Origin of the sequence: Nostoc sp. UHCC 0252 (assembly GCF_034931145.1) — a bacterium.
Classification (GTDB): domain Bacteria; phylum Cyanobacteriota; class Cyanobacteriia; order Cyanobacteriales; family Nostocaceae; genus Nostoc.
In genome coordinates, this window is the sequence record NZ_JAYGHE010000122.1 from 2,342 (window position 1) to 9,075 (window position 6,734).

Genomic DNA, 6,734 nt, shown 5'->3' on the forward strand with positions numbered 1-6,734 from the left:
AGAAGGTGAACGTTGACCCTCAGAAGGTAAAAGAATCTTTAAGTTTTAACTTTTCATTCCCAATTCCCAATCCCCTACGTTAATTCCAGCCCACCTTGATAACCAGTAACAATACGTCCACCATCCTTAAGGATGTGGACTTCTATCTGATCGCTAGCCCAAGTAATCTGGTCTTGGAAAGCCGGATTTAACACCCGAACCCGTTGATTGCTTGAAGAAACTGGAGAATTAGGAGAATTAATTGCCAGAGATTGGACAAAAGGCCCGTCAATGAGGATATCAAGTTGTTCTAACAATTCTTGGGAACCTGGAGGCGCGGATTGAGATTGTAGTTGCTTAAGAGTGAACCCAGAAAAAGACATTACATTTAACCCAGCAGCTTTTACCTTACGCGCTAAAGATGCTAATGCAGTTGCTTGCCAAAAGGGTTCTCCACCAGAAAAAGTGACACCCGTGTTGTGGGGATTGCTGAGAATATTTTCGGCAAGGGTATCAACAGCAATCAATTGGTTAGCCTCAAATGACCAGGAGTTAGTATTAAAGCAGCCAGGGCACTCACGAAGACAACCTTGTACCCAGACAACTGCACGACAACCAGGGCCATTAACTTCTGACTGATCGACGTAACCCATAATATTGAGATAGCCAGGGGGAATATCCATGAGTGCTAGCGATGGGTCAGTTGGCTTAATTTCCATCTCTTCAACTCCTTTTAGCCATTGCCTGTTAACCGTTAACTATAGCGAATTGACCGTTAGATAACTGTGACAAATGACAAAAGACTAATGATTAATCTCTGAAAAACTTAATGAGATTTTGAAAAGTCCGCTTTAACTGACTAGACTGAAGTTAGTTGCCTAGCTAGTATTGATCCTCCTATAGATAAAATCGATGACTCAAGAAACTTCTAGAATTTGTATCCTTGGTGGAGGCTTTGGTGGTCTTTATACAGCCTTGCGCTTAAGCCAGTTACCTTGGGAATCTACGCAAAAACCCGAAATTGTTTTAGTAGATCAAAGCGATCGCTTCTTATTCTCTCCTTTACTTTACGAATTACTCACTGGCGAACTGCAAACCTGGGAAATTGCCCCACCCTTTGAAGAACTTTTGCAAGGCACTGGAGTGCGTTTTTATCAAGGAGTTGTGTCTGGAATTGACATTGATCAGCAACGGGTAAATATACATGAAGGGCCAGAAATCCCTTACGATCGCTTAGTACTGGCACTAGGAGGTGAAACACCACTAGATTTAGTTCCCGGTGCGGCATCCTACGGCTACCCATTCCGCACAATATCTGATGCTTATCGTTTAGAAGAACGCCTGCGATTTTTAGAAGAATCCGATGCTGATAAAATTCGGGTAGCGATTATTGGGGCTGGCTACAGTGGTGTAGAGTTAGCCTGTAAGTTAGCCGACAGACTCGGTGAAAGAGGACGCTTTCGGATCGTTGAAATCGCCGATCAAATTTTGCGAACTTCCCCAGAGTTCAACCGGGAAGCAGCAAAAAAAGCTTTAGAAGCCCGTGGTATATTTATTGATTTAGAAACCAAAGTAGAATCAATAGAGCAAAATACCATTTCCCTGGAGTACAAAAGCCAGTTAGACACGATTCCTGTAGATTTGGTAATTTGGACTGTAGGAAATAGAGTTGCACCTGTAGTGAAATCTCTTCCCCTGAAGCAAAATCAGCGTGGTCAAATTAGCACTACATCCAATCTACAAGCGATCGATCATCCAGAAATCTTTGCCTTGGGAGATTTAGCAGACTGTCATGATATTGAAGGACAGCAAGTCCCCGCCACAGCACAAGCGGCTTTTCAACAAGCTGATTATACTGCTTGGAATATCTGGGCAAGTCTCACTAATCGTCCCCTCCTTCCCTTCCGCTACCAACAGTTGGGAGAAATGATGGCATTAGGAGTAAACAACGCCACCCTTACTGGTTTGGGAATTAAACTAGATGGCCCCTTCGCATCCGCCGCCCGTCGGATGGCCTATTTATATAGGTTGCCAACTTTAGATCATCAACTTAAAGTTGGTTTTAATTGGCTAGTGCGTCCAATCATAGAAACGCTCTCTCGGTAACTTAATGGAATGGGGAATGGGGAATTGGGACAAATGACCAATGACAAATGACAAATGACAATGATTTAGTTTATTTCCGCCAACTTACTTAGGAGATGCTAGACTCTACCCACAGAAGCTTTTAACAAGCCAAAATCTAAAATTCCACATTCAAAATCTTCAAACTTTGATGGAACAACCAAAAGTTATTTTTTTAGATGCTGTGGGTACACTCTTCGATGTTAAAGGCAGTGTGGGTAAAGTTTATAGTCAGATAGCCGAGGAATTTGGTGTGACGGTTCCAGCCGAAACATTAAATACAGCCTTCATCAAAAGCTTTAAAGCAGCACCGCCGCCGATATTTCCAGATGCAGAACTGCAAGATATTCCCCAGCGCGAGTTTGATTGGTGGCGGATAATTGCCCTGAACACTTTTGAAAATGCAGGTGTTCTCAAGGAATTCTCTGACTTTTCGGCTTTTTTTAGCGAACTTTACATTCACTTTGGCACTGGCGAACCGTGGTTTGTCTATCCCGATGTCTTACCAGCTTTAATCAACTGGCGGCGGTTGGGGGTCACTTTGGGGGTGCTGTCCAATTTTGATTCGCGGATTTATTCAGTATTGCAAAGTTTGGGATTGAGAGAGTTTTTTACCTCCGTCACCATTGCTACCCAGGTACGTGCAGCTAAACCCGATCCTCAAATTTTTGCCATTGCCTTAGACAAACATCAATGTTCCCCTTCAGCAGCATGGCATATCGGCGATAGCATTGTGGAAGACTACTACGCAGCTAAAGCAGCTGGACTCAGAGGCGTTTGGATCAATCGTGGTTAAAAAGGAGATACTTAGACGCTCCCACGGCTACGAAAACTTCTGTGTCACTTGTTTTCACGTAAAGCCGTAGAATTATTGGCTAAATGAGTCCACTTAGCAAAAGTTGGTTTCTAAATTCATACTTCAATTCAGCAACGCTAGATTTTTAAAGCGGAATCCAATCCAATCTATCAATCCACTCTTCTGCCTCAGTCGCTTCCCAAATCAAATAAATTGTTTCTGCCCAAATACTGAGGTTCCCACTGGAACGCAACCAAACTAGTCCCCAAATATGTCCTCCATCTCCCCAGTGTTCTTGCAGATGTTCGGGCATACTTTTGCGGTTGTCTGTAACCAATATACGTTGGGATAATTCCAGGTAGCGCAGGATATCTGGGTCAAGTGTACCTAATGGTGGTGCTTCGGCATCGCCTACGCGCAGAATATCTATTGCTGGATTGAGGCGCAAAACAGATGTCTTCAGCTTGGGCGATAAATTTTCATCAAGGAGAAAACGTACTTTCACCAAGAGTTTAGCAACTCCTGCTCACGTTGCGCCTTTAATGCTCTTAAACGTTGCATTAAAGGTGAAGGATTAGCTGATGATTCTTGATAGCGCTGTTCTCGCCACTTTGCTAGCCGCAACATATAAGCATCTATTTCAACACGATTATGCAGATAGTAGGTAAGCGTTGCATAAATTTTCTCCAAATTCAGGGAAGGTAATTCCTCTATAATTTGCTCTGGTGAATATCCTTGCAAGTAATATTGAATCACATTATCAATACCAATGCGATGGCCTTTGATACGGATGTCATCTGGGTCTAAAAAGTCAAAATAATCTTCTAGTTGCATTCATTTATCTCTCCAGGATCTTTTAGCATTAATTCGTAATTAAATTCTATCGGGAGCGCAAACTATTCCAGCGATCGCCTGATAAATTCTCCACTCATCGCAAAACCTATTGACTCCAAAAACTTCGTTTTGCTCAAACGATGAGGGACAAGGGAGATGGGGGAGAAGAATTAATAACCAATACCCAATCCAAAATTCCCAATTACCAATGCTGCCCTAACACCCGTATGATCAACATATCAGGAAAACATAACAGCCAGATTTTTACGGTAAAACATGGGCAGCATTTGGGAAATCGATTTTTACTCCCGTCCGATTTTGGACGATAATCAGAAAAAAATTTGGGAAGTCTTAGTCTGCGAAAGCCCCTTGGGTATTGGTACAAAACCAGATTCTTTGTTTCGCTATGCTCAATATTGTCCCAGTACCCAGGTAAACTCGGGTTGGTTGCGGACAGCATTGCAGGAAGCTATTGACCAAGCTGGAAAAGCACCTATTAAAATCCGCTTTTTCCGCCGCCAAATGAACAATATGATTACTAAAGCCTGCCAAGATATAGGCATTCCCGCGCAGCCTAGCCGCCGCACTTTGGCTCTTAATCAATGGTTAGAACAGCGCATGGAGGAAGTGTATCCTCAAGAGGCAGGGTATCAAGGGGGGACTAATCCCTCAGTGCGCTTAGAGAAACCTTTGCCGCAACGTTTACCAGATGCTTTGGAAGGGCAACAGTGGGTATTTGTTAGTTTAGATGCTGCGGATTTGGCTGAAATGCCAGAGTGGGAAATTGGTTTTAGTGAAGCTTTCCCTTTAGAGTTGGTGAAAGTTTCACCAGAAGCGCGTATTCCTGGTATTTTGATTTTCTCACCGAGAGCGTTACCCTTGGCTGGCTGGATGTCTGGTTTGGAGTTGGCTTTTTTGAGACTCGACACCAGTGAAGAGGCGAAATTGCTTTTAGAAACTGGTGTAACTGAAAGCTGGATTGTAGCAAATATCAAAAAACCTCAACTCTTAGCAGAGGCTAAAGGTTTTGAAGAAGCCAAGCAAAAAGCTAACGGAGTGCATTTTATTGGTGTACAGTCTGATCCCAAAGCAGAATCTTTTGCTGGTTTTTGGCTGTTACAGGAGGTTAATCTTTGAAATTGGGAATTGGGAATTGGGAATTGGGAATGGGGAATGGGACAAGGGGACAAGGGGACAAGGGGACAAGGAGAATAACCAAACCATGCCCAATGACTAATGACTAATGACCAATGACAAGATCCGTTGAGACATGACAATGATTTGGGATAATTAACTGCGTCCATCAGTGTTGATTTGCGGTTCCCAATCGTAACTGTAAGGAAATGCTGATGATTTTTGGATAGTTGTCTACGTCCATTAGCAGAAAACCCGATCGCCGGCTTTTAGCGATCGCACTTTCTCCAATGTGCGTTGATATGCGGTTCAAAATCCACCATTCACTAAGGGTCATGGGTTCTGAAATTTTGTCACAAGATACACTAGCCGAACAGTTGCTGGAACTAGCTATAAAATCTGGAGCAGAAGCTGCTGAGGTGTATCAGTCGCGATCGCTTTCTCGTCCAGTGTTTTTTGAGGCAAACCGGCTCAAACAGCTAGAAACTAACCAATCTGAAGGTACAGCACTACGGCTTTGGCGAAACGGCCGTCCTGGGCTGACGGTGGCTTACGGTTCTGTCTTAGCCGAAGTAATGGTGGAAAAAGCTCTGGCATTAAGTCAACTGAATGAATCAGAAACTGTAGAATTAGGCTCTAACTTTCAGCCCTCTTACCCAGATTTAGGGGAAAGTGTACCGATGGAGATTTTGGTAGACTGGGGCAAGGAAGCGATCGCACTCATCCGTGATGTCTATCCTGATGTTGTGTGCAATGGTGACTGGGAATGTGATATTGAAACTACCAGAATAGTCAACACTAAAGGTTTAGATTGTCACTACACTGATACTACCCTCAACTGCTATGTATCGGCAGAATGGGTACGTGGCGATGATTTTTTAAGTGTTGCTGATGGTCAAACCAAACGGGGGGAACTTCACCCTGAGAGATTAGCAAACCAAATTTTACAACGGTTAATTTGGGCTAGAGAAAATGTCTCACCCCCTACTGGTCGTGTACCAATTTTGTTTACTTCTAAAGCTGCCGATATGCTTTGGGGTACTGTGCAAGCCGCTTTGAATGGCAAACGAGTTTTAGAAACAGCTTCACCTTGGGCAGAACGTTTAGGGAACCCAGTCGTTGCACCTAGTCTCACTCTTTATCAAGACCCAGAAGCTGGCCCTTATAGTTGCCCTTTTGATGATGAAGGAACTCCGACTCAATCTTTAGTATTTGTCCAAAACGGGACTTTACAGCATTTTTATGGCGATCGCACTACCGGCCGTCAATTAGGTACTGAAACTACTGGAAATGGCTTTCGCCCCGGTTTGGGCAGCTATCCCACTCCTGGTTTATTTAATTTTCTTATCCAGCCAGGTTCGGCATCGTTACCAGATTTAATTCAAAAATTAGATGATGGCTTGATTGTGGATCAAATGCTGGGTGATGGCGGTAGTATTTCTGGAGATTTTTCGATCAACGTCGATTTAGGCTACCGCGTCCAAAATGGTCAAGTAATTGGGCGTGTTAAGGATACGATGGTTGCAGGTAATGTTTATACAGCCCTGAAGCAATTGGTTGCACTGGGCAATGATGGTGATTGGAATGGTTCTTGTTATACTCCATCTCTAATAGTAGAAGGGCTATCAACCACGGGGAGAAGTAATTGAAGAGGCAGGGGGCAGGGGGCAGGGGAGCAGGGGGCAGGGGAGCAGGGGGCAGGGAGCAGGGAGCAGGGGAGCAGGGAGCAGGGGGAATAGCGTGAACTCCGTTAATGAACCTCTGAACTCCGTTAATGAACCTTTGAACTCCGTTAATGAACCTTTGAACTCCGTTAATGAACCTTTGAACTCCATTAATGAACCTCTGAACTCCGTTAATGAACCTC

The 6,734-nt window shown here is 43.9% G+C and carries 8 protein-coding genes; 4 read left to right on the forward strand and 4 right to left on the reverse strand.

All coding sequences use genetic code 11. The annotated features are described in order from the left end of the window. Positions 1–74: 74 nt before the first annotated feature. Complete coding sequence (locus tag VB732_RS34130; protein ID WP_323235249.1) at positions 75–698, reverse strand: 4Fe-4S single cluster domain-containing protein; 624 nt, start codon at positions 696–698, stop codon at positions 75–77. Positions 699–891: 193 nt separating this feature from the next. On the opposite strand from VB732_RS34130, the gene VB732_RS34135 reads away from it, so the two are divergent. After that, positions 892–2,085, forward strand: coding sequence for an NAD(P)/FAD-dependent oxidoreductase (locus VB732_RS34135; protein WP_323235250.1), 1,194 nt, complete (start codon positions 892–894; stop codon positions 2,083–2,085). 169 nt (positions 2,086–2,254) lie between these two features. After that, positions 2,255–2,899: an HAD family hydrolase gene (locus VB732_RS34140; protein ID WP_323235251.1), complete on the forward strand. Its 645-nt coding sequence runs from the start codon at positions 2,255–2,257 to the stop codon at positions 2,897–2,899. A 145-nt stretch (positions 2,900–3,044) separates the two neighbouring features. Here the strand turns inward: VB732_RS34140 and VB732_RS34145 are convergent, their stop codons facing one another. Both VB732_RS34145 and VB732_RS34150 read right to left on the reverse strand, forming a co-directional pair. Then, on the reverse strand, positions 3,045–3,404 hold the full coding sequence (locus VB732_RS34145) for a DUF5615 family PIN-like protein (protein ID WP_323235257.1): 360 nt from the start codon (positions 3,402–3,404) through the stop codon (positions 3,045–3,047). Beyond that, positions 3,401–3,733: a DUF433 domain-containing protein gene (locus VB732_RS34150; RefSeq protein ID WP_323235252.1), complete on the reverse strand. Its 333-nt coding sequence runs from the start codon at positions 3,731–3,733 to the stop codon at positions 3,401–3,403. The genes VB732_RS34145 and VB732_RS34150 overlap by 4 nt, the downstream gene beginning before the upstream one ends. A 276-nt stretch (positions 3,734–4,009) precedes the next feature. Here VB732_RS34150 and VB732_RS34155 point away from each other — a divergent pair, with 276 nt between their 5' ends. Continuing rightward, on the forward strand, positions 4,010–4,870 hold the full coding sequence (locus tag VB732_RS34155) for a Tab2/Atab2 family RNA-binding protein (RefSeq protein WP_323235253.1): 861 nt from the start codon (positions 4,010–4,012) through the stop codon (positions 4,868–4,870). Between the two features lie 166 nt (positions 4,871–5,036). On the opposite strand, the gene VB732_RS34160 is transcribed toward VB732_RS34155, so the two are convergent. Then, on the reverse strand, positions 5,037–5,204 hold the full coding sequence (locus VB732_RS34160) for a hypothetical protein (RefSeq protein WP_323235254.1): 168 nt from the start codon (positions 5,202–5,204) through the stop codon (positions 5,037–5,039). Between VB732_RS34160 and VB732_RS34165 the strand changes: the two genes are divergently transcribed. Beyond that, complete coding sequence (locus VB732_RS34165; protein ID WP_323235255.1) at positions 5,203–6,516, forward strand: TldD/PmbA family protein; 1,314 nt, start codon at positions 5,203–5,205, stop codon at positions 6,514–6,516. The genes VB732_RS34160 and VB732_RS34165 overlap by 2 nt on opposite strands. The last annotated feature ends 218 nt before the right edge of the window (positions 6,517–6,734 follow it).

Excerpts from the sequence above, each read along its gene's own strand:
- VB732_RS34130 (WP_323235249.1), bottom strand. The coding sequence starts at position 698 with ATGGAAATTAAGCCAACTGACCCATCGCTAGCACTCATGGATATTCCC.
- VB732_RS34135 (WP_323235250.1), top strand. The coding sequence starts at position 892 with ATGACTCAAGAAACTTCTAGAATTTGTATCCTTGGTGGAGGCTTTGGT.
- VB732_RS34140 (WP_323235251.1), top strand. The coding sequence starts at position 2,255 with ATGGAACAACCAAAAGTTATTTTTTTAGATGCTGTGGGTACACTCTTC.
- VB732_RS34150 (WP_323235252.1), bottom strand. The coding sequence starts at position 3,733 with ATGCAACTAGAAGATTATTTTGACTTTTTAGACCCAGATGACATCCGT.
- VB732_RS34155 (WP_323235253.1), top strand. The coding sequence starts at position 4,010 with ATGGGCAGCATTTGGGAAATCGATTTTTACTCCCGTCCGATTTTGGAC.
- VB732_RS34165 (WP_323235255.1), top strand. The coding sequence starts at position 5,203 with ATGGGTTCTGAAATTTTGTCACAAGATACACTAGCCGAACAGTTGCTG.
- VB732_RS34160 (WP_323235254.1), bottom strand. The coding sequence starts at position 5,204 with ATGACCCTTAGTGAATGGTGGATTTTGAACCGCATATCAACGCACATT.